This window comes from Bradyrhizobium sp. WYCCWR 12699 (assembly GCF_032144035.1).
Lineage (GTDB): Bacteria > Pseudomonadota > Alphaproteobacteria > Rhizobiales > Xanthobacteraceae > Bradyrhizobium.
Window position 1 is genome coordinate 1,739,719 of the sequence record NZ_JAVTJN010000039.1, and the last position, 20,329, is coordinate 1,760,047.

A 20,329-nucleotide genomic window follows, 5' to 3' on the forward strand; every position below is an offset into this window, starting at 1 on the left:
GGCAATGCGGCCACGCTCGCCGTGAGCCTTGCAGAACGATTTCCCGCGTGGCGGTGATGACGAGCGACCTCAACGACAGGACCGGCAGGTCACCCCAAAGGCCCACGGTCACCTCGCAGATGCAACATTACTTTCCGGCGCCATTACCTCGGCGGGACGGAACCAAACCCACGCTTGGAGGTTGGTTCCGGTCCCACAGCGAGGTCTGGCAGTGCTCGACTTTGCCATTTCCGCGGTCCTGGTCTGGCTGGCGATCAACATCGCCTTCGTGGTGCTCCGGTTGCGGGCCACCCACCACCCCGGCCCCTACATCCACAATTCCAGCGCCACTTATCCGGAGGCGATCCCCCTGAGCCACCGGCCCGGAGGGTGAGACTCGATCGGCCGCTTTGCAGCCGATCAGCCGGCGCCTCAGGCTAGTTGCGCGTCTTCTTCTGGGACCCCATCCCGGGGCTGGTTCCATAGTTGGGGGTCCCTGTCCCCTTGAAAGCACCACCCATGCTGTCCGAACCGGAATTCGTCGCCGTGCCGCTGCGTGTGGTGGGCTGATTGCCCGCGGGCTGGTCTTTGGTCCCCTGCGCCAAGGCCACGGAGCTTCCGACGACCAACGACAGGAGGAGGAGGCTTAACGTCCTGATCATACTGCTCAACTTTCATGCTCGGGTCGCGTGACCATCGGTCAGGCAACCACTCGGTCGCCCATCCGCGCCGGTCGGCCCGTTAAACCCTATCTTAGCCCCCGCTGGCTAGGATCAATTCCCAAGATAGCGCTCAAGATAGTTCTCAAGATAATTCGCTAGCCTAGTCCCCTGCCTCTCCTGAATTCCGCCCGGACCGGATGAGACACCAGCGACCGAACCTTCCGTTTGTAGCGCTCGTGCTTGCGAGCATGATGGCGTTTGGGCTGGCGGGCCATTTTGCGGCAGAGGCCGTCATTCGCCACCAGCAGGCGCACCAGCTGAACGAGCTGACCGAGGTGGTTCTGCGCCGCTCCGAACTCGCTGTCGATTTTGCAGCGGCGAGCCTCGACGAACTCGCCAAGCGCGATCTTGCCAGCTGCGCACCGGCAGCGCTGCAAGCCATCCGGCTCCACGTCTACCAGCGCTCGGCGATCAAGGACGTCCGTCTCGTCAATCCGGACGGATCGGTGATCTGTTCGGCCTATTCCGAGACGCTCGAGTTCGACAAGGGATGGGCGGATCGTCGCGACATGCTGCCCTCGCAGGACAAGAGGCTTTCCCTGTTTCGCGTGGAGCAGTTCGGCGGCGACGCCTTGGGCGTGCTCAGGGACGTCAATCGCAGCTCCGCACTGGTTGCCATCGTCGGCATCAACGCCAACCTGTTCGATCTCATGCCCGCCGAGCTGCGCGCGCACAGCGAGGTGATCCTCGCCTTGAGCAATGGCGAGAAGCTCGGTGAATTCCGGCTCGATGCCGACAGGCCCCTGCCAGGGCCGATCAGCTTCGAGCGGCATTCCACGCGGTTGCCGCTTCATGCCACGATCCGGCTCGAGCACGCAGTGCTTTCGAGCTGGAACAACGAGGCTTACTGGCCGGCACTCGCGGTGGCCCTTGGACTTGGTGCACTCTTCGGCATCCTGCTGGCACGCAGCCGCCGGATGGAAGGGCCGGTCGCCGATCTCGACCGCGCCCTCGCAGCCGGCGAATTCAGACCCTATTACCAGCCCATCTTCGATCTCAGGACGGGCCGGATCACGGGCTGCGAGGTTCTAGCGCGCTGGGTTCGTCGAGACGGCTCGGTGGTGCCGCCCATGAATTTCATTCCGCTGGCCGAATCCAGCGGGCGCATCCAGGTGATGACCTGGCAGATCCTGGGATCCGCGCTCTCCGACCTGAAGGCCGTGCTGAGGGCGGACAAGACCTTCAAGATGTCCGTGAACGTCGTGCCCAAGCACCTGCTGAGTGCCGGCTTCATCGAAACGCTGCGCCGCACGGTCCTGGCGGCGAGAATCTCCACGCGCCAGATCGTGGTCGAAGTGACCGAACGCGACGAGCTCGACGATCTCGCACGCGCCGCTTCCGTCGTGGCCGAGCTGCGTGACCACGGCTTCCGCATCGCCATCGACGACGTCGGTGTGGGTCATAGCGGGCTGTCGCGGCTGAAGGGGCTCGGCGCCAACACGATCAAGATCGACAAGTTCTTCGTCGACACCATCACCGCGGATGCATCGACCACGACGATCGTCGAGATGCTGGTCGCGCTCGCCAAGGACTTCCGGATGACGGTCGTCGCCGAAGGCATCGAGACCGACGAGCAGCGCCGTGCGCTGATCGCCTCCGGCGTCGAAGAGGGACAGGGCTATCTCGTCGCCGCACCGCTCCCGTTCGCCAAATTCAACGAGCTCGTCGCCTCACGCCGCCATACCGCATCCGCGGCGACGGCCGGCGATGTCCTGGTCGCCTGACCGCATTCCGCCGGGGATGCTTTAACGATATTCTCGTCTTTCAAAGCGGGACCGCAGCCGAGGGGCTATGCTGGGTCCATGCGCCGAAATCACCTCATCGCAGCCGCGGGAATCTGCCTCGCCCTTATCGTCTATGCCACCCTGGCAAGACTGGCGGGACGGCCGGCGCTGATGGGGCATAGCGAAGCCTACTGGATCGTCGTGATCGAGCGCTTCAGCGCCTATGGCCTGCTCGGCTTCCTGCTGTCCTTCCTGTTGCCCGGCCGGCTCGCTTTGGCCTGCTCGCTCGTCGTGGCCGTCGCAATGGGGCTGGAAGTCCTGCAAGCGCTGACCCCCGATCGTGATCCGGGCTTCCTCGACGTGCTGCAAAAGGCGGCGGGCGGGACCGTCGGCGTCATCCTCGCCCAGACGATCCTGGCCTTCCTGCCCCGGCCGCCAGCCTGACGATCACGGCGCTGACAATTTGTTCAGCGCCGCGGGGACATCATCCCTACTTCATCATCTGCCCGCGCAGCTCGCCGCCCGGGTTCGCGGCCGTATGGATGTTCGCGTACCATTTTCCGGCCAACAGATCGGCTGCCTGAGCGTCGGTCAGCGTGGCGCTGCCCTGGATCGGGCTTTGCACCGTCTTGAACGGCAGAGCGATGCCGGCGTTCTTGCCCGCTTCGCTCGGACCATGGAAATGAGCTCCCATCGCCGGACCAGAGAGATCGGCATAGGTGACCGTGTAGGTCAGGACTTTCGTCTGGGTATCGAATGCGGCCTCGGCCTTGCCTGAACCCGTGGAGTTGTTCGGAGGCACTTCATTGCTGCCCTTGAGGTCGGCCTGCAGCTTGACGACTTCCGCATGTGACGGCGCGGCTGTGACGATCAATAGCCCACCGAGCAGCGCCATTCCCAACGAAGTCACGCCGATCCGATACTTGGCTTTCCTCATGGCATTCTCCTGCGGGCACCAAGACCCGTCTCGGTTGAAACCCCGGCTCCGGCGATATCTTCCGGAAAACGAGACTATGCCTGATTCGCGATGAGCTATCGGAGTTCCGAGCGCGAAGCGCCTATGCCGCCCCGCGCTCGCGGAACCCGGTCGGTGCCAGCAACTCGGCCATCTGCCGGTGTGTGCTCTGGAGCGCGGCGATGGCACCGTCGAGATCGAAATCCGCGTCGCGGATCGATGCGAAGAACTTGGCGGTCAGCGCCAGGTCGAGCTTGACGCGCGTTGCGCCGTCGCGGCTCTTGCGGCGGTCGAGCGACAAATGCAGGGCGCGCATCCTGGCTTCTGCCGGCGTGCAGCCGCTGAGTGTCGCCAGCTCGTCGTAGGTCATCCAGATCTGAGGCATGTTTTCGTCCGTCCTTTACAGCGACCTCATGCTAGCCTCGCGCACCTGAATGCTGCGTTGCCGCGCCGCACGCACAGCCCGTTTCACGCGACAGCGTCAACGCAAGACTAAGATGCGGAAGGCTTCGAATGTGCCGGGAACTGGCGCGGCCGCGATCGGCTGTCGAGGCCCTTGGGCAATTTGTCGTTGAGCTTCACGACGGCGCCGCGAGCTTCCGCGGCCGGCACGTCGTCCTGGCTGTAGATCAGCGTCACCTCGAACATCACGTCGGGCGCCTGCCTGGCCGTTCCGGAACAGGTCGCCATCGCACCGCTGCACACGCCCGCGAGTTCGACCTCGACCTCGTCCAGACCGAACACGGTCGGCGGCCCATCGGCGTGGCGCCGCGTGGTCAGAACCGCCGTGAAGCGCTGCTCGTCATCGAACCGATAGGAGCCGCCATAGGTGAAGAAGCTGTCGCTGCCGGAGATCCGCCCTTCCGCCAGATGCACGATGCCCGTGCCCTGCGCGCGCGGGGTCCTGAACCAGGCCGCGTATTTGCCGTCTCTCATCATGGAAACATCCACCGTAGAATTGACCGGTATTTGCAACCAACTGTGCGGCGCGACAATGACCGATGCGGCGAGCATTCCGCCACGGTTAACGCCCTGCAAAACCAACATATCAAATTGCCGCCGCCGCGCGAGGCGGCGCCGGCGGTGCCGTCAGAACAATTCTATGCCGTCGTCCGCGGTCTCGACCGCCTCGACCCGGCGCGAGGCGGCGGCCGATACCAGTCCGAGCGCGTGCAGGAATTCGCGATGAACGTCACGCTCGCGCTCCATCGTGTAGCGCGCGAAGAGATCGTCGAGGATCGCCTGATCCTGCAGCTCCACCTGGAGCCGTTGCGCACCCGCGCTCGCCGTCTCGAGCCGCGTGGCGACCGCAGGCAAGGCCGCCGAGCTTTCGCCGAGCGTGGTCATCTGCCCTTGCGCCGAATTCATCAGCCGCTCGAATTCCGCCCCTTCGTTCGCGAGCCGGCTCATCAGCTTGCCGAGCCGTTCATTGCCGGCCTCGACCTCGCGCAGCGCCACAAGGATCTGCGGCTCGAGCTTGGCAAGCTGCGTGGGGTCACCCTGCACGCGCAGCTCCTTCAGCTCATTGGCCGAGCGCTCGATGCCGTCGAGCACCGGCCGCAGGCGCCCGGCGCCCGCCGAGACCTGGTCGGCGGTCGCCTTGAGCTCGTTGGCGATGACGACGAAGGCGCTGCCGCGACTGCCGAGATGGCTCGCCTTGAGGCCGGCATTCATTCCGATCAGTGTGATGTCGACCGTCGCCTCGGCAAGCCCGGCGATGGCCTGGCGAAATTTTGCCAGCGTGTCCTCGACGATCGCGAGCGCCTCGTCGACCGAGCGGCCCGCACTTTCGCAGGTGGCGATCAGGTTCGAAGCGTGCGCCAGCGTCTGCTTGATGCGCGTCAGGAACGACGAGCCGTCCTCCTCGCCGCCGAACAGCGTGCGGCCGTGGCCGGCGACGCTGCCCGCGTCGCGCAGGATGGCGGTCAGCGCGCCGACGATCCGGTCAATGTCGCCGCCGAACTCGCGCTGGGCATCCCTCAGCTGCGCGGCCTGCAATTGGCGAATCGCGCGCATTCCGTGATCGCTCGTCACGGGTTCGGGGACGAGGCTCGGCGCGGCGGCCGACGCGAGGCCGAGGCCGTGGGACACGTGTTCGAGACGCTGACGCGTGCTGTCGCCGGCCTGCAGCGAGATGATCGCGCTGCCGACCGCCTCGGCGATCTTCCTGGTGCTGGAGCTGGCGCGATCGGCCAGATGGCTGCTCTTGCTGCGCTGGTCACGCAGCCCGGAATAGGCCGCGCTGAGCTCGGCGCTCTCCGACATCAATTGGGCCCGGTAGCGGCTCTCGAAGTCCTTCTGCCGGCCGGAGGCGGTGGCGACTGCTTCCGACAGGCGCTGCTGGTCGCGCGCGCAGCCTTCGATCGAGCGCTGCACCGCCTTGCCGAGATCATAGGCTTCCTGCGTGAAGGCGAGAAAGCCTTCGCGGTCGCCGTCGAGCGAGGCCGCCTCGATCCGCGCGCTGCGCGCGATGATGGTGATCATCTGGATGTGCTTGAACAGCGGCTTGAGCAGCGAAGACGCCTCCGCCGTGCTCTTGCCGATCGTCTGCAGCAGCGCGCTTTCCGCCGGCAACGCCCGCTCCAGCTCGCTCAGTCGCGCGGCGATCTCCTGCAGCGCGGTCGCGGCGCCTTCGATCTCGGCGCCGGAGAGCTCGCCCGACAGCGTCGCCAAGCCCTGGTTCAGCTCCTGGAAGATGAGGTGACCGCGCCCGAGTTCGTGACCGACGCGCGCGAAGACGTCCTCGATGCGCGAGGAGACGTCCTCGATCGCAGCGGTCGCCTCAGCGAGCATGTTGGCCGGAACGGTGGACATGGCCATCAACCCGCCACCGCGGCGTGGCCGGCCTGATACCAGAGCATGATCTCGCGCGGGATCTGATGCAGCGAGACGACCTTCTCGACGCCGCCATGGGCGATGGCTTCCTTGGGCATGCCGAACACCACGCAGCTCTCTTCGTCCTGGGCCCGCGTCGAGGCGCCGAGCTTGCGCATCTCCAGCATCCCGCGCGCGCCGTCATCGCCCATGCCGGTCATGATGACACCGAGCGCGTTGGCGCCGGCGTGCTGGGCCGCCGAGCGGAACAACACGTCGACGGAGGGGCGATGCCGCGACACCGGCGGGCCGTCCTTGATCGCAATCTGGTAGCGCAGGCCGATGCGCTGGAGCAGCATGTGCCGGGCGCCGGGCGCGATATAGGCGCAGCCCGGCAGCACCGGCTCGCCATCCTCGGCCTCCTTGACCCTGATCTGGCAGAGGCCGTCGAGCCGTTTGGCGAACGCGGCGGTGAAGCCTGCCGGCATGTGCTGGACGATGACGATCGGCGGGGAATGCGCCGGCAGCATCTCCAGAACGTCGTTGAGCGCTTCGGTCCCGCCGGTCGACGCGCCGATGCAGACGATGCGCTCCGTCGTCGGCCGGACCCTGCCCTGCACCGGCGGCGGGATGATGGCGTCGGCGGTCAGCTTCTTCTCGATGGCGCGACGTTCCGCGCGTGGGCGCACCCGCGCGCGCGCCGCCGACTTCACGGCCTCGCGCAGCCGCGTCGAGCATTCGAGCAGCGCCTGCCGCGTGTCGATCTTCGGCTTCGGCACGATGTCGACCGCGCCGGCCTCGAACGCCTCGAACATCACGTTCGAGCCCTCTTCGGTCAGCGAGGAGCAGATGATCACCGGGATCGGTCGCTGCGCCATGATCTTGCGCAGGAACGTCATGCCGTCCATGCGCGGCATCTCGAGGTCGAGGATGATGACGTCGGGAATCTCGTCCTGGAGACGACGCGCCGCCACGAACGGATCGGAGGCCGTCGCCATCACCTCGATATCAGGGTCGTCGTTGAGGATCGTCTGCAGGATTTGGCGCACCGACGCCGAATCGTCCACGATCAGTACGCGAACTTTCTCCTTCGGCATCTGGTGTGGCTCCAATCAGACCTGGAAAATCGTCGGCTGAACTTGCTTCAAATCCGGGACGGAACTGTGAATCATCGATTCCGAATGCCCGACCAGCAAATATCCGCCCGGCCGCAAATGGCTGCAGAGCTGCTGGACGACCTTGCGCTGGGTCGGCTTGTCGAAATAGATCAGGACATTGCGGCAGAAGATGATGTCGACGTCGCGATCGACGGGATAGGACGCGTCCATGAGGTTCATCCTCATGAAATGAGTCATGCGCCGCAATTCCGGCACCACCCGGACCTCACCGCGCGACTTGTCCCGCGACGACAGGAAATATCGCTTCACGAAGGGCTCCGGCACCGGGGCGACCACGTCCCTTGTGTAGATGGCAGTCTTGGCGAGGCGCAGCACGGCGGTCGAGATGTCGGTGCCGAGGACGCGATACTGAAAGCGCGCGCCGTTCCGCGTCATGTCGTCCAGCACCATCGCGGTCGTGTAGGCTTCCATGCCGGTGGAGCTCGCCGAGCTCCAGATCTTCAGGTTCGCGTTCTTGCGTCCATGGGACTTGAGCAAGGCGGGGATCGCGACATCGCGCAAGAAAGTGAAGTGCTGCGGCTCCCGGAAGAAGTCGGTCTTGTTGGTCGTCACCACATCGATGAGATGCGTGAGCTCGGTGTCGAAATGATCGGCCTGAAACAGGTTCTCGACATATTCGTTGAGGTCGGAGAAATTCAGCGCGCGCACGCGCTTGTGCAGCCGCCCCTCCAGCATCAGCCGCTTGCCCTGCGGCAGCTTGATGCCGACCTGCCCCTCGATGAGCTCGGCGATGGTCCGGAAGTGCCGGTCCGACAGATGGACGGCGGTATCCTGCACGGCGGGCATCATGGATGCCGGCTCCAGTCACCAACGGTCGCGTGCACTGAATGTCGGGCCATCCTGGCCATCTGCAATCCTACGCTTCTACTGGAAGAACGGGGGCGGATCGGCGCGCCCCTCGATGGAGCGCCGATCCGCCGCGACACATCAGCGCTGGAAGTCGGCGTCCCGATCGTCCTCGCCGTCGTTCATGTCGAAGGCAAAGCCACCGCCGCCGGCGACCTTCACGGCGCGCGCCGGCTTGGCCGGCACGACCTTTTTCGCCGGACGCTCGGCAGCCGCCATGGTCACCGCCTTGGCGCGCAACTGGCTCACCGCCCGGTCGATCTGCGCCGGCGCCTGGCTCCTCGCGCCCTGCTCGATGCGGAAATAGGCGATCGTGGACTGCAGCTGCTCGGCCTGCGAGGCGAGCTCTTCCGAGGTCGAGGACACCTGCTCGGACGCGCTGGCGTTCTGCTGGCCGACCTTGTCGAGCTGCTGGATCGCCTGGTTGATCTGGGCCGAGCCGACGTCCTGCTCGCGGCAGGCCGCGGTGATCTCCTCGACGAGCTCGGCGGTCTTCTTGATGTCGGGAACCAGCTTGGAGAGCATCGCGCCGGCCTCCTGCGCCACCTTGACGGTGTCGGTCGACAGCGTGCCGATCTCGGCCGCCGCAGCCTGGCTGCGTTCGGCGAGCTTGCGCACCTCCGAGGCAACCACGGCAAAGCCCTTGCCATGCTCGCCGGCGCGCGCGGCCTCGACCGCCGCGTTGAGCGCCAGCAGGTCGGTCTGGCGCGCGATCTCCTGCACGATTGTGATCTTCTCGGCGATGGTCTGCATCGCGTTGACGGCCCGGCCGACTGCTGCGCCGGAAGCTTCCGCATCCTTGGCAGATTGCGCGGCGATCTTCTCGGTCTGGTTGGCGTTGTCGGCGTTCTGCTTCACGTTGGAAGCCATCTCCTCCATCGAGGAGGACGCTTCCTCGGCGGACGAAGCCTGCTCGGTCGCGCCTTGCGAGAGCTGCTCGGCGCTGGCGGAGAGTTCCTGGCTGCCGGCCGAGACGTTCTGCGCCGCCGTCAGCGCTTCCGACACGATCTGGCGGAGCTTCACAACCATGCTCTCGAGCGCAAGGCCGAGCGTGTCCTTGTCCGAGAGCGGCTTGGCTTCAACCGTGAGGTTACCCTGCGCGATCTCGTTGGCGAGGGCCGCGGTTTGATTGAGGTTCACCGTCATCGCATTCAGCGACTTGATCAGATCTCCGATCTCGTCATTGCTGGATGAATCGATCTTCTTGCTGAGATCGCCGATCGCGACGGCATCGGCCAGCCCGACAGCGTGCGCCAGCGCCCGGCTGATATTGAGGGCGATCCAGACCGCGGCGACCACGGCGATGACCAGGGATGCGGCCACCAGCGCCAGCAGCATGGTGATCGCCTTGCTGCCTTCGTGCCGCGCCTCGGCGCTCTCCTCGGCCATCGCCTTCTTGACGTAGTTGATGTAGTCGTTCGCCGCGTTCAGGGCCAGCGTCGTCGACTTCAGCCCCTCGTTCATCGAGTGCTCGGCGGCCTTGACCTTATCCTGCTTGGCCATCCTGATGGTTTCGTCCTGCACCTTGTTCGACGCGGCATAGGTGCTGGCGAAGGTATCGATCATCTTCCTGCCGGCCTCGCTCGCGCCGGCATAAACCTCATCCTTGATCTTCAAGGCAGTCTCGCGAAGCTGCGCGATCTGGCTGACGAACTTTTCCTGGTCCGCTTCGGTCGCCGCGAGGATCGTGTTCTTCTCCGCGCGGACCTGAAGAAGCACGCTCTGCTGCAGGTCACCGACCTTGGCAAGACGGGCTGCCCGCGCCGACAGGTGCTCGGTTGTATTGACCGTATCGTTGAGCTTCAGATAGGCGACCGCGCCGGCGATCATCGAGAGCAGGATGACGACGCCGAATGCGCTTGCGAGCTTGGCCTTGACAGTGAATCTCATGGTCTATCTCATCGGTTCTAATCGGGTTTATTCACTTGGCAACGCATTACGCTCTTCAATTCACGCGGCGCGGGATGCATCCGCATCGCTTCCTTCCGGGATCTCGTCATGTGCCATCAGCTTGGCGAGATCGAAAATGATGACGAACTTTTCACCCTTGCGACCGATGCCGGCCGCATAATCGGACTGCCACTTGCCGCCGACCTCCGGCACGGGCTCGATCGCCTGCTCGTCGATGTCGGTGACTTCGAAGACGCAATCGGCGACGAAACCGACGCCAACCAGACGGCCCTTCATCGGCACGTCGAGAATGATGATGCGGGTCGCCTCGGTCGCCGACACGCTGGGTAGGCCGAGCTTGGTCCTGAGATCGACGATCGGATAGCCGCTGCCGCGGACGTCGATCATGCCGAGCAGGAAATCCGGCGCGTGCGGCAGCCGTGAGATCGGCCGCATGTCCAGGATTTCCCTGACATTGCGAATGCTGATGCCGAACGTCTCGCCGGCGAGACCGAGCGTCAGGTATTGCGAGGTTGCGGCCATGGTGCGTTCCACTCGGTCGGGTGTGTCCGGGACGTTGGTCCGGCGTCGGCCGGACCAGCTGGTTAGCGCTGGAATTCGGCGTCGCGATCGTCGTCGGCTTCGTCCATATCGAAAGCGAAACCGCCCCCACCACCCGCGACCTTCAGACCGCGCGCCGGCTTGGATGCGGGCCTTCTGTTGCCGTGGTCGGCAGCTGCCATCTTCGCCGCCTTGGCGCGGAGCTGGCCGACAGCGTGGTCGACCTGCTGCGGCGCGGCCTTGGCGCTGCGCGCGGCCTGCTCGATTCGGAAGTACGAGATGGTCGATTGGAGCTGCTCGGCCTGCGAGGCGAGTTCCTCGGAGGTCGAGGACACCTGCTCGGAGGCGCTGGCATTCTGCTGGCCGACCTTGTCGAGCTGCTGGATCGCCTGGTTGATCTGGGCCGCACCGACATCCTGCTCGCGGCAGGCCGCGCTGATCTCCTGAACGAGGTCGGCGGTCTTCTTGATATCGGGCACCAGCTTGGAGAGCATGCCGCCCGCTTCCTGGGCGACCTTCACGGTCTCGGCCGACAACGTGCCGATTTCGGCCGCTGCCGCCTGGCTGCGCTCGGCAAGCTTCCGCACTTCGGAAGCCACGACGGCAAAGCCCCTGCCATGCTCGCCGGCGCGCGCGGCTTCGACCGCGGCGTTGAGCGCGAGCAGGTCGGTCTGGCGCGCAATCTCCTGGACGATGGTGATCTTCTCGGCGATCGTCTGCATCGCCTGGACCGCACGGCCGACGGCAGCGCCGCTGGCCTCGGCGTCCTTGGCCGACTGCGCCGCGATCTGCTCGGTCTGATTGGCGTTGTCGGCATTCTGCTTCACATTGGAGGCCATCTCCTCCATCGACGAGGAGGCCTCCTCCGCAGACGAAGCCTGCTCGGTCGCCCCTTGCGAGAGCTGCTCGGCGCTGGCGGAGAGCTCCTGGCTCCCGGCCGAGACGTTCTGCGCCGCGGTCAGGGCCTCGGAAACGATCTGCCGGAGCCTCTGCACCATGGTTTCGAGGGCAATGCCGAGCTTGTCCTTGTCGGAGAGGCGCTTGGCCTCGACCGTGAGATTGCCGCGCGCGATCTCGTTGGCAACTTCCGCGCTGGCGTTCAGGCTCGCGATCATGCGCTCGAGGGCGATTCCCAAAGTGTCCTTGTCGGAAAGCGGCTTGGCCTCGACGGCCAGATTGCCTTGCGCGACCTCGTTGGCGATCGCCGCAGTCGCGTTGAGATTCGCGGTCATTGCATTCAGCGACTTGACGAGGTCGCCGACCTCGTCGTTGCTCTGGACCTCAATGGTCTGGCTGAGGTCGCCGATCGCGACCGCGTTGGAAAGACCCACCGCGCGGCCGAGCGAACGGCTGATCGAGATCGAAATCCAGACGGCAGCTCCGACCGCGATGACCAGCGACACGCCGATCAGCGTCATCAGCATGAACTGTGCCTGGTGCCCTTCCTCTTTCGAATGAGCGGCCTGCTCGGCCATCTGCGTCTTGGTGTTCTCGACATAGACGCCCATCGACTCCATGGCGTCCGCGACCACCTTGCGACCCTCGTTCATCGAACGCTCGGTCGCTTTCGCCTTGTCGGTCTTTGCGAGCCGGATGGTCTCTTCCTGATACGCGTTCATCTTGGCGTAGACGCCGGCGAAGCTGTCGAGCAGCTTTCTGCCGGCCTCGCTCGCCAGAGCATGGACTTCATCCCGCGTCTTCGTCGCGTGCTCGCGACGCTTGGCGGCGTCGGCGGCGAACTGTTCCGCTTCGGCCTCGGTCCCCAGAATGGCATTCTTCTCCGCCCGGAGCTGGAGCAGGATGTCCTTCTCGATCTGGGTGGCCTTTTCCATGCGCTTGGCGCGCAGGACCATGCTATCGGCCGTCGCCATCATGTCGCCGAGCTTCATGTACGCAACGCCGCCGGCGATCATGGACAGGACGATGACCAGACCGAATGCGCTGGCCAGCTTTGCTTTAACTGTGAATCTCATCCTCGAAGTCCTTCGCGTTCGGCCCGGCGTGATCTCGGGAGAAGCGCTCCACTGCGCTTCTCCCTGGAAGAATGTTAGCGTTGAAACTCTGCGTCGCGGTCGTCGCCGCCGTCATCCATGTCGAAGGCGAAGCCGCCGCCACCGCCGGCGGCCTTCAGGGCCCGTGCCGGCTTCGCTGCCGGCGCTTTGCCGCGACGATCGACCGCGGCCATCTTGGCCGCCTTGGTTCGAAGTTGAACCACGGCCCGGTCGACTTCCTGGGGAGCGGCCACCGACTTGCGCGCGGCCTCGTCGATACGGAAGAAGGAGATCGTCGACTGCAGCTGCTCGGCCTGGGAGGCCAGCTCCTCGGAGGTCGAGGAGACCTGCTCGGATGCGCTGGCGTTCTGCTGGCCGACCTTGTCGAGCTGCTGGATCGCCTGGTTGATCTGCGCGGAACCCACGTCCTGCTCGCGGCAGGCCGCCGTGATCTCCTGAACCAGCTCCGCCGTCTTCTTGATGTCCGGTACCAGCTTGGAGAGCATCTCTCCGGCTTCCTGCGCTACCTTGACGGTCTCGGTAGACAGCGTGCCGATTTCGGCGGCGGCGGCCTGGCTGCGCTCGGCGAGCTTGCGCACTTCGGAGGCGACCACCGCAAAGCCCTTGCCATGCTCGCCGGCGCGGGCGGCTTCGACGGCCGCGTTGAGCGCGAGCAGGTCGGTCTGCCGCGCGATCTCCTGCACGATCGTGATCTTCTCGGCGATGGTCTGCATCGCGTGAACGGCACGCCCGACGGCGCTGCCGCTGGATTCGGCGTCGCGCGCCGACTGCGCGGCAATCTTCTCGGTCTGGTTGGCGTTGTCGGCGTTCTGCTTCACGTTGGACGCCATCTCTTCCATGGACGACGAGGCTTCTTCCGCCGAGGAAGCCTGCTCCGTCGCGCCTTGTGACAGCTGTTCGGCGCTGGCGGACAGCTCCTGGCTGCCGGCAGAAACGTTCTGGGCGGCGGTGAGCGCTTCCGACACCACCTGACGGAGCTTCTCGACCATTGCATTCAACGAGCGAACGAGGTCGCCGATCTCGTCGTTGCTCTTGACGGCAATCGTCTGGCTCAGATCGCCATTTGCGACGGAACCGGCGAGATTGACCGCGCGAGACAGGCCGCGGCTGATGCTGAGGGCCATCATGATCGCCGACGTCGCGCCAAGCAGCAGCGACAATCCGATGACGCTGATCAGCAGGATCTTGGCCCGACCGGCTTCCTGCACGGAGGCCGCCGACATCTCCGTCATCTGCTTCTTCACGAGCGAGATGTACTCGCCCGAGGTCGCGATGGCCTCCGCAGCGTTCGCCTTTCCTTCGGTTGCCGCCATCGCCGTCGCTTTGATATTGCCGCCTTCCTTGACGATCTCTGCCGCACGCGAGACGACATTGAAGAGACGGTCCGTCTGAGTGACAATGCTCGTCGGCGACAGGCCGACCGCGGAAATGGGAGCGACAGCCTGCTTGACCGCGGCCTTGAGCGCGTCGTCCTCCTGCGCGATCGCCTTGATCGCGGCATTCAGCTCTTCCATGCTCGAGGCCGAAAACGACAGGGCGACCTGCCGCTGCAGGCGGACACCTTCCAGCCTGATGGCGTTGATCGCCAGAAGCGCGCTGCTCTTCTCGGTCGACGGCGGCAAACGGTTCAACTCGACGAGAGACGCATCGAGAGCGTCGTTCCACTGCTTCAGAACCGGCACGCCGTCGGACGACCACAATTGGGCGCCGCGATAATTCGAGTTCTTCAAGGCAAGGACGAGCATCGCGTCCTCGCCGGTGTTCATCTTGTCATAGGCCGCCGAAAACTTGTCCAGCAACTGCCTGCCGAAATCGGACGCGGTGGCCTTGATCTCGCTGAGGAGACGATTGGCATCGGAGCGATATTTCTTGATGTCGTCGACCAGCTTGAGCATTTCCGCGTCAGTGGAAGCGAGGATGATGTCGCGCTCCGCCCTGGTCTGATAGAGCACGTTGTTCTGCAACTCGCCGGCCTTGTCGATGCGCGCGGCGCGCACGACGAAATCCGCGGACACCTCGACCTGATCCGCAAGTTTCAGATAGGCCAGCCCGCCCGTAAAACCCGACAACACGATGATCGCGCCGAACGCGCACGCCAGCTTCGCCTTGATCGTAAATCGCATTTGAGCCCCCAAGCCCACGGTCATCGAGACCGATTTTCAGTTCAAGATGCGTTCCATGTTCGGAACGATGACAAACTCTTCACGCCACTTCGCAATGAAGCGAATGAACTCCGGCTTCCAGTGCATGCCGACGCGCGGCGTCTGCTGCACGTCGGTCTGCGAGATTTCCGTGACCTCGTAGACCTTGTCGGCGGTGACCCCGACCAGAACCGGCTCGCCGTCCAACTCGAGCTCGATGACGACGATGCGCGTGTCGGCGGAGTCGTCGAGCTGCGGCATGCCGAAGCGGATGCGCAGGTCCGCGAGCGGAATGACGTTGCCGCGCACGTTGATCACGCTGGGAACGAAGGCCCGCGCGCCGGCGACCTTGGTCACGGGAACGGGGTCGATGATCTCGCGGACGAGGCCGGCATCGAGAGCGAATTTTTCCTCGCCGAGACCGATCATCACGACCTGCATCGCGCCCGTCTGACGCTCGCCAGTCAAACCATCGTTCATCACGCCGCCTCGCTGATATGCTGCTTTTCGACCTTCGACTGCGCCAACGCGACGAGCTGGGCGACGTCGAGGATCAGCGCCGCCGTACCGTCACCCAGGATCGTCGCGCCGGAGAAGATCGTGACGTCCGAGTGCAGCTTGGAGAGCGACTTGATCACGGTCTGGTGGTTGCCGATGATCTGGTCGACGACGAGACCGACATGGGTCTCGCCGGTCGAGATGATGATGGTCTTCTGGTGCTGGTCGGGCGCACCGGATGCGGTCATGATCTCGCGCAGCCGGAGGAAGGGCACGAGATTGCCGCGCACGTTGAGGAAGTTGCGGCCGCGCGAGCGTTCGTCCTCGGCGGTCAGCTCGATGCATTCCTCGACCGCGGACAGCGGAATGATGTAGCGGCCCTCGCCGACGCGGATCAGGAGGCCCTCGATGATCGCGAGCGTCAACGGCAGGCGCAACGTCACCGTGGTGCCCTGGCCGGGCCTCGTCGAGAGGTCGATCGAACCGCGCATGTTCTCGATGGTGCGCTTGACCACGTCCATGCCGACGCCGCGGCCGGACAAGGCCGAGATGGTTTGCGCGGTCGAGAAGCCGGGGTGGAACAGGAATTGATGAATCTCGTGATCGGTGAGCACGGCGCCAGCGGCGATCAGCCCCTGCTCTTCCGCTTTCGCACGGATGCGCGCGGTATTGAGGCCGCCGCCATTGTCCTTCACGGTGACGAGCACCTGCGCGCCGGAGTGAACGGCGGCCAGCTCGATGCGGCCCTGCTCGGTCTTGCCGTTGGCGGAGCGCGTGGCCGTATCCTCGATCCCGTGATCGATGGCGTTGCGGATCAGGTGGACCAGGGGATCGGCGAGACACTCGATCATGGTCTTGTCGAGCTCGGTGTCCTCGCCCGTGGTGACGAATTCGACCGGCTTCGACAGATCGCGCGACAGGTCGTGCACCAGGCGGCGGAAGCGGCCGAACAGCGAGCCGATCGGCACCATGCGCGCACCCATCGTGGTATCGCGCAAGGACGAGGCGAGACGTTCGATTTCCTCGGCGATCATCTTGATCGAGAGGTCGGAGCCGGACGAAGCGAGCTGGCTCAGGCGCGCCTGCGCGATGACGAGCTCGCCCACACGGTCCATCAACTCGTCGAGGCGCTCGGCCTGGACGCGAACGGTGGCAATGCCGCGATCCTGCTTGGCGTCCTCGCGGCGCGCGGGCGCCGCCTCACGCTTGATCTCGGGTTTCGATTCGGGCGCGACTTCAGCTTCCGCCTTTGCGACCGGCTGTTCGACGACGAGCGCGGGCTCGACCACCGGCGCAGCCATCTCGACGACGAGCGGCTCCTCGTCGAGCAACTGGAACAGCGGCGCAGGCGCAGGCGCCTCGGCCTGCGCGAGCGGGGAGAGCGTCAGCTTCATCTCGTCCTGGACGAACATGAAGACGTCGTCGATCGCGTCCTTGTCGCAGGCCGCGTGCAGCTTGACGTCCCACTTCAGATAGCAGTCTTCCGGCTCCATCTCGTCGAGCAGCGGAATGCCGTCGGTGACGGGCACGACGAAACAGGGACCGAGCTTGCAGAGATCTTCCAGCAGGTCGAGCGGGTTCGAGCCGTTGCGCAGGATGTGTGATTCGAATTCCAGGTAGAGGTGCCAGCCGGCCTGCTTGCTCTCGGCCGGGGCCAGCGGCGGCGCCTCGGCGATCGCGACGACCGCAGCGGCAGGCTGGTCGGCCGTGACGAAGCGCTTGAGGTCGTCGAGGATGGCCTCGCCGATGACGTCGTCGGTCGACTGGGGATCCTCGATCAGCGCGCGGATATAGTCCTTGGCGGCAAGCGCGACCGAGATCAGCTCCTGCGTCGGCCTGATCTCGCCCTTGCGGACGCGGTCGAACGCGGTCTCGAATTCGTGGGTGAAGGAGGCGACCTTGTCGAAGCCGAACATGGCGCCCGAGCCCTTGATCGTATGCAGGGCGCGGAATGCGGAATCGACCAGTTCGCGGTCATCGGGACGCAGACCGAGATCGAGCAGGGCTCCTTCAAGAACTTCGAAGAGCTCGGCGGCTTCCTGACGGAAGATCTCGGTCGGGTCCATCGCGCTCATGCGCGCACCAGCTTGCCGACCACGGCCAGCAATTGCTCGGGCTTGAAGGGCTTGGTGATCCAGCCGGTGGCGCCGGCGCTCTTGGCTTCCTGCTTCACCGTGTCGTTGGATTCGGTCGTCAGGAACACGATGGGCATGCCGACCGCGCTCGGCAGCTTGCGCAGCGCCCGGATCAGCTCCAGCCCGTTCATGACGGGCATGTTGAGGTCGGTGATCACGAGATCGAGCTTACCGGCCTGCGCCTTGGCGAGCCCTTGCGCACCGTCGCCGGCCTCGATCACGCTATGACCGGCCGGCTCGAGCACGACCTTGATCATTTGCCGGATGCTTGGGGAATCGTCGACCGTGAGAATCGTGGCCATTAGGTGCCATCTTTCTTTTGCAGGAAATGCTGATCGATCATCGCCTCGCTGGCGAAGCCGGCGCGGCGAAGGGTGTTACGCAGGGACTGGGAGAAGGAGGTGAGGACCACCGGGCGGCCTTGGGCCTCGCCCGTCTTGGCGGTCGACAGCAGAAGCTGGATCGAGGTGACGTCGGCCTTGTCGACGTTCGAGCAGTCGATCTCGAGCCGCTGCTGGCGGCCGAACGCCTCGCGAATGAGATCATAGACACTGCGAATGGCCGCTATGCTGCAATCGGCGGGCAACCGCAACGACCACTTCGGCTCCGTCGGATTGAGCGCCATCGCTGCCCCGCCTCTGCTAAATTCCGATACACGTTTGACGTGAATCAAATGAGCAAACTCCTAACGGAGTGGTCCGTACAACTACGGGTCACATTCTCTCGGAATTCGCGCAAGTGCATGCAGACGTGCACAGCTCCGTGAAACTACGTGCGCCCTATGGCGAGTGATGCGCCGCGTGGCGCGTATTTGCTTCGCGTTAAATTGGCACGCGTATGCATGAGTTCCTGCCTTTGCCAGCGAAGAGAGCCCGGCCCCTTCATGCTGACCCAAGCGCTCCTGGTTGACGACAGCCGCTCCGTCCTCAACTTCCTGAAACGTCACATCGAGGCCGAAGGTCTGGTCGAAGCCACGACCTTCCTCGATCCCGTGGAAGCGCTGACCTGCGCGCGTGAGCGCGTTTTCGACCTCGTGCTGGTCGACTACGAGATGCCGCATATGGACGGCATCAGCTTCATCCGCGTCTTCCGGTCCCTGCCCGGCTGTGCCGACATCCCGATCGCGATGATCACCTCGCGACAGACCGACGACGTCAAGATGGAAGCGCTGCAGGCCGGTGCAACCGATTTCCTGCCCAAGGCGCCGCAAAGCGTCGAGATGACCGTGCGCCTGCGGAATTTGGTTCAGCTTGGTGCAGCCGTACGCAAGCTCAGCGATCGTGCCGCGCATCTGGCGAGTGAAGTCGCAGCAGCGACACGAAAGCTCGGCGAGCGCGAGGAGGAGATCATCCTGCGGCTCGCCCTCGCGGTCGAATACCGCGACAATGACACCGGCGAGCACACGCTGCGCGTCGCCCGCTACAGCCGCATCATCGCCGAGCAGCTCGGCTTGCCGGCCCGGCTCTGCCGCGACATCTATCTCGCCGCGCCGCTGCACGACGTCGGCAAGGTCGCGATACCCGACAATATCCTGCTCAAGCCCGGCAAGCTCACCGACGAAGAGATGGCGGTGATCCGGACGCATGCGACGATCGGCGAACGGATTTTGGCCGATTCCGGCTGCGAGCTGATCCAGCTCGGTGCGCAAATTGCCGCAGGTCATCATGAGCGATGGGACGGCGCGGGCTATCCGAACGGCCTCAAGGCAGACGAAATCCCGGTTGCCGCACGCGTCGTCGCGGTCGCCGACGTGTTCGACGCCCTGACGACGCGACGCCCCTACAAGGAGCCGATGCCGCTCGAGACGGCGCGCCATTACCTGATCGAGAATCAGGGACGGCAATTCGACCCGGCCTGCGTGGATGCGTTCCTGTCGCGCTGGAGCGAGGTGGTGGAGATCGCCGCGGGGCAACGGGCGACGCCGTTTCAGACGGCGGAAGCCGCGCCCGTTGCCGATATAGAGAGGGCAGCGGAGAACGATCCGGCCGAAGCCGTCCCGGCCGCCTGACTGTTCGACCAACGGCTTGCCGCGGCTCCGGTTTCTCCGGTCGCCGGGTTGAACCTGTTCCTGCTAGAGTGGCACCAACGAAAAAGAGTGATTCTGGTCACACTTGCCTGGACGCCGTGCTGCTAAGCATCGAACCAGGACGGGGACCGGTCATACGTCGGTCGAACTGGATGAGAATTCCCATGAAAAGCCTGATCGGCGCCGCTGTCGGCGCATTCTGTGTTGCGGCCCCCGCCCTGGCGGAGACCCCTGCCGCGATCGTCGAGGATGTGCAAGGCAAGGTCGACGGCGTCGAATTCATGGACTATGTCGCGGCGGGCAAGATCATCAAGCTCGGACCCAAGGCCAGCATTACGCTCAGCTATCTCAAATCCTGCCTGCGCGAGACGATCAGCGAAGGCGTCGTGCTGGTCGGCGCCGAGCAAAGCACCGTGCAGCTCGGCGACGTGCAACGCGCCAAGGTGCCCTGCGACACCAAGGCGGCCCAGCTCTCCGAACGCGAAGCGAATCAGAGTGCCGCAACCACGTTCCGGACCATGCGGTCCGATGCCAAGGCCGCTCCGTCCAAACTGCCGACGATCTACGGCGTCGCGCCGATCGTTCAGGCCAAGAGCGGCAGCACGCTGGTGATCGAGCGCACCGACGGCAAGGAGCCCACGATCAGCGTGCCGCTCAAGAGCGACGTCATGACCCGTGGCAAGTTCTATGATTTCGCCAAGGCCGGGAAATCACTGACCCCGGGCGGCAGCTATCTCGCAAGCCTCGGCTCCAAGCGCTACACCTTCCAGGTCGACGCCAGCGCCACGGCATCGCCGACCCCGATCATCGGCCGCCTGCTGCGGCTCGAATAGCGGCCTAGCGACGGG

The 20,329-nt window shown here is 64.8% G+C and carries 19 protein-coding genes; 5 read left to right on the plus strand and 14 right to left on the minus strand.

Annotated elements, in window-relative coordinates; all coding sequences use genetic code 11:
• The first annotated feature begins 211 nt into the window (after positions 1-211).
• From RPS27_RS38780 to RPS27_RS38790, 3 genes are all read left to right on the plus strand, one after another.
• Positions 212-373: a hypothetical protein gene (locus RPS27_RS38780; RefSeq protein ID WP_313755082.1), complete on the plus strand. Its 162-nt coding sequence runs from the start codon at positions 212-214 to the stop codon at positions 371-373.
• A 465-nt stretch (positions 374-838) separates the two neighbouring features.
• Positions 839-2,425, plus strand: coding sequence for an EAL domain-containing protein (locus RPS27_RS38785; RefSeq protein WP_212068870.1), 1,587 nt, complete (start codon positions 839-841; stop codon positions 2,423-2,425).
• A 78-nt stretch (positions 2,426-2,503) separates the two neighbouring features.
• Entirely contained in the window at positions 2,504-2,869 is a 366-nt protein-coding gene (locus RPS27_RS38790; protein WP_194406413.1) for a VanZ family protein, read from the plus strand.
• Positions 2,870-2,915: 46 nt separating this feature from the next.
• Here the strand turns inward: RPS27_RS38790 and RPS27_RS38795 are convergent, their stop codons facing one another.
• The 14 genes from RPS27_RS38795 to RPS27_RS38860 all read right to left on the minus strand — a co-directional run bounded on the left by RPS27_RS38795 (position 2,916) and on the right by RPS27_RS38860 (position 18,080).
• Positions 2,916-3,362 (minus strand): CHRD domain-containing protein, encoded by a 447-nt coding sequence (locus RPS27_RS38795; protein WP_212068869.1) that lies wholly within the window; start codon positions 3,360-3,362, stop codon positions 2,916-2,918.
• 121 nt (positions 3,363-3,483) lie between these two features.
• Complete coding sequence (locus tag RPS27_RS38800; protein WP_194406411.1) at positions 3,484-3,765, minus strand: hypothetical protein; 282 nt, start codon at positions 3,763-3,765, stop codon at positions 3,484-3,486.
• A gap of 107 nt (positions 3,766-3,872) precedes the next feature.
• The gene (locus RPS27_RS38805; RefSeq protein ID WP_211419605.1) at positions 3,873-4,319 is read right to left on the minus strand and encodes a hypothetical protein; all 447 of its coding nucleotides are present in this window, start codon (positions 4,317-4,319) and stop codon (positions 3,873-3,875) included.
• A gap of 150 nt (positions 4,320-4,469) precedes the next feature.
• On the minus strand, positions 4,470-6,194 hold the full coding sequence (locus tag RPS27_RS38810; protein WP_212068868.1) for a chemotaxis protein: 1,725 nt from the start codon (positions 6,192-6,194) through the stop codon (positions 4,470-4,472).
• A 5-nt stretch (positions 6,195-6,199) separates the two neighbouring features.
• The gene (locus tag RPS27_RS38815) at positions 6,200-7,291 is read right to left on the minus strand and encodes a chemotaxis response regulator protein-glutamate methylesterase (protein ID WP_194406408.1); all 1,092 of its coding nucleotides are present in this window, start codon (positions 7,289-7,291) and stop codon (positions 6,200-6,202) included.
• A 15-nt stretch (positions 7,292-7,306) separates the two neighbouring features.
• Positions 7,307-8,161 (minus strand): protein-glutamate O-methyltransferase CheR, encoded by an 855-nt coding sequence (locus RPS27_RS38820; RefSeq protein ID WP_211419607.1) that lies wholly within the window; start codon positions 8,159-8,161, stop codon positions 7,307-7,309.
• Between the two features lie 138 nt (positions 8,162-8,299).
• Positions 8,300-10,108, minus strand: a complete 1,809-nt coding sequence (locus tag RPS27_RS38825; protein WP_212068866.1) for a methyl-accepting chemotaxis protein — start codon at positions 10,106-10,108, stop codon at positions 8,300-8,302.
• A 60-nt stretch (positions 10,109-10,168) separates the two neighbouring features.
• Positions 10,169-10,651, minus strand: coding sequence for a chemotaxis protein CheW (locus RPS27_RS38830; protein WP_211419609.1), 483 nt, complete (start codon positions 10,649-10,651; stop codon positions 10,169-10,171).
• Positions 10,652-10,713: 62 nt separating this feature from the next.
• A complete protein-coding gene (locus tag RPS27_RS38835; RefSeq protein ID WP_212068865.1) occupies positions 10,714-12,642 on the minus strand; it encodes a methyl-accepting chemotaxis protein in 1,929 nt (642 codons plus the stop codon).
• 74 nt (positions 12,643-12,716) lie between these two features.
• Positions 12,717-14,804: a methyl-accepting chemotaxis protein gene (locus RPS27_RS38840; protein WP_212068864.1), complete on the minus strand. Its 2,088-nt coding sequence runs from the start codon at positions 14,802-14,804 to the stop codon at positions 12,717-12,719.
• 36 nt (positions 14,805-14,840) lie between these two features.
• Positions 14,841-15,302: a chemotaxis protein CheW gene (locus RPS27_RS38845; RefSeq protein WP_194406402.1), complete on the minus strand. Its 462-nt coding sequence runs from the start codon at positions 15,300-15,302 to the stop codon at positions 14,841-14,843.
• Entirely contained in the window at positions 15,302-17,395 is a 2,094-nt protein-coding gene (locus tag RPS27_RS38850) for a chemotaxis protein CheA (protein ID WP_211419612.1), read from the minus strand. The genes RPS27_RS38845 and RPS27_RS38850 overlap by 1 nt, the downstream gene beginning before the upstream one ends.
• Entirely contained in the window at positions 17,392-17,757 is a 366-nt protein-coding gene (locus tag RPS27_RS38855) for a response regulator (protein WP_018317043.1), read from the minus strand. Before RPS27_RS38855 ends, RPS27_RS38850 begins: the two co-directional genes overlap by 4 nt.
• The gene (locus RPS27_RS38860; protein ID WP_212068863.1) at positions 17,757-18,080 is read right to left on the minus strand and encodes a lipid asymmetry maintenance protein MlaB; all 324 of its coding nucleotides are present in this window, start codon (positions 18,078-18,080) and stop codon (positions 17,757-17,759) included. Before RPS27_RS38860 ends, RPS27_RS38855 begins: the two co-directional genes overlap by 1 nt.
• Positions 18,081-18,338: 258 nt before the next feature.
• Between RPS27_RS38860 and RPS27_RS38865 the strand changes: the two genes are divergently transcribed.
• Complete coding sequence (locus tag RPS27_RS38865) at positions 18,339-19,463, plus strand: HD domain-containing phosphohydrolase (RefSeq protein WP_212068862.1); 1,125 nt, start codon at positions 18,339-18,341, stop codon at positions 19,461-19,463.
• Between the two features lie 182 nt (positions 19,464-19,645).
• Positions 19,646-20,314 (plus strand): hypothetical protein, encoded by a 669-nt coding sequence (locus RPS27_RS38870; protein WP_211419615.1) that lies wholly within the window; start codon positions 19,646-19,648, stop codon positions 20,312-20,314.
• The last annotated feature ends 15 nt before the right edge of the window (positions 20,315-20,329 follow it).